This is a genomic window from Pseudomonadota bacterium, assembly GCA_039028935.1.
Lineage (GTDB): Bacteria > Pseudomonadota > Gammaproteobacteria > Steroidobacterales > SZUA-146 > SZUA-146.
Genome location: JBCCHD010000088.1, coordinates 1 through 1,792, shown reverse-complemented (window position 1 = coordinate 1,792; position 1,792 = coordinate 1). Strand labels below are relative to the sequence as shown.

The 1,792-nt window shown below is 52.3% G+C and carries 2 protein-coding genes; both read right to left on the bottom strand.

Going from position 1 to position 1,792, the window contains the following annotated elements; translation table 11 throughout:
* Positions 1-603 (bottom strand): UDP-N-acetylglucosamine 2-epimerase (locus tag AAF465_17505; GenBank protein MEM7084519.1); only part of this gene is annotated, 603 nt, incomplete at its 3' end.
* A complete protein-coding gene (locus tag AAF465_17500; GenBank protein ID MEM7084518.1) occupies positions 593-1,615 on the bottom strand; it encodes a glycosyltransferase family 4 protein in 1,023 nt (340 codons plus the stop codon). The genes AAF465_17505 and AAF465_17500, both read right to left, overlap by 11 nt.
* Positions 1,616-1,792: the final 177 nt, after the last annotated feature.

The following is a 1,792-nucleotide window of genomic DNA, read 5'->3' as shown; positions in this document are numbered from 1 at the left end:
GGCTTGGGATAGACCGAACGATTTTCGAACGGTTTCGCCATCACCCTTGGGTGCAAACATTTTAACCGCATCGAACATGATGTCACCGACAAGAAACACGCCGTCTCGCACGTTTTCGTCCTTCAGGTTCTTTACGCTCTCTTCGGTGGAGCAAAAAAGCAGTTCGCTGACATGGTCGGTGAGGATGCGGTTAATCTCCTCAGGCATTGCTCGATTGAAAGACCGAAGGCCCGCCTCGACGTGGCAGACTGGAATATGCATTTTGCTCGCGACCAGGGCGCCAGCGAGGGTCGAGTTTGTATCGCCGTAAACCAGACAAAGGTCGGGCTGCTCGTCCTCAAAAATGCGTTCGATCCCCCCCATCATTTCCCCGGTCATCGCGCCGTGCTTTCGATTTTCAAGCTCGAGGTGATGCTCAGCCGGCCGTATCGTGAGTTGCTCGAAAAATACATTCGACATGAGGTGATCGTAGTGTTGTCCGGTGTGGATAAGCACTTCGTTGATGTTTGGCGTTTCGCTGAGGGCGTGGCGCAGCACCGCACATTTCACAAACTGCGGCCTTGCGCCGACCACCGTACAGATTTTTTTTGGCTTACTGTTCATAGACACTCAAGAGCTCTGGCTCGAACGTCTGCCAGGCCATGTCTTTGGAGAACTTCCGACAATTTTCACGCCACCCCGATAGCTGAGCGTCGGTGATTTGTGCAAGTTTGGCCACGATGTCGGTATGGTCGAATTCCCGCGGGAGCAACGTGCCGGTGCCCCACCGTTCGATGATTTGTCGCACCTCAATCAAGTCGGTAGCGAGTATGGGGATCTCCGCGTTCGGATATTCCCAGAGTTTATTCGGTGTGCAATACAGATGATTTAGGTTTGAGTTTTCGTACGGAATAATGCCGAGGGTCGCCCCGGCCGTCCATGACCGAAGTTCTTCTTGGGGCGCGGGCGGAATACGCCGAATCACCGGGCGGTCTGGCGCACGCGACAGGTTCAGCTGCTGCGCGCATTCATCGATCGCTTTTTCGTAAGTGCCCCAGCCCATAAAGACGATAGACCAGTCGCTGGGTATATTCTCGGCTGCCTGCAGAAGCTGCGGAATGCCGCGATACATCCCGAGGCCGCCCTGGAATAGCAGAATTTTCTGGTCCGTGTGAATTCCGGTGGCTTCCCGAAGCGGCGAGGGAATGAGCGGTTCTTGCGTATAGCGAGTGGCGTTCATCACGATGGCGGCGGGCGGCAGCTTTGGATGACGCTCCGAGTAGATATCTCGAAAACTCTCACTGATGGTGACAAAGCGGTCGACATAGCCTGCGGATTCAGCAATCACGTCGGAGATGTACTCCTTCTCAATCGGGTTGGCGTATGAGACGTCCTCATACAGCTCGTGCGCATCCCAAATCAACGTGGTCGACGGATGATGTTTCTTGTATCGAACGCCGGTAATGAGTGCGATCATGTCATGGCAGTGCATGACATCGTAGTCACTGGATTGGACCTTTTCGTAGAGCGCGTTAGCGATCGCGCGAAATCGAAGTTTGCGATTCCAGTAAACACTTTGAGAGCGAAATTTTTTGACGATTTGGCCCTTGAACTTAAGCCAAATCGCCAATGTCATGCCACCAACAATCACAACTAACCACAAAAACATGGGCCAGTGACGAAGTAAGCGACCAAGATTAGCATAAACTCAGCTCATATTAATGAGTGTTCACTGTGTGGGCTGAGCCAGTCTTAATATGCGTTATTAAAACGATTGCGTTATTTTACCTTCACTGTGAGTAATTAAATGTGG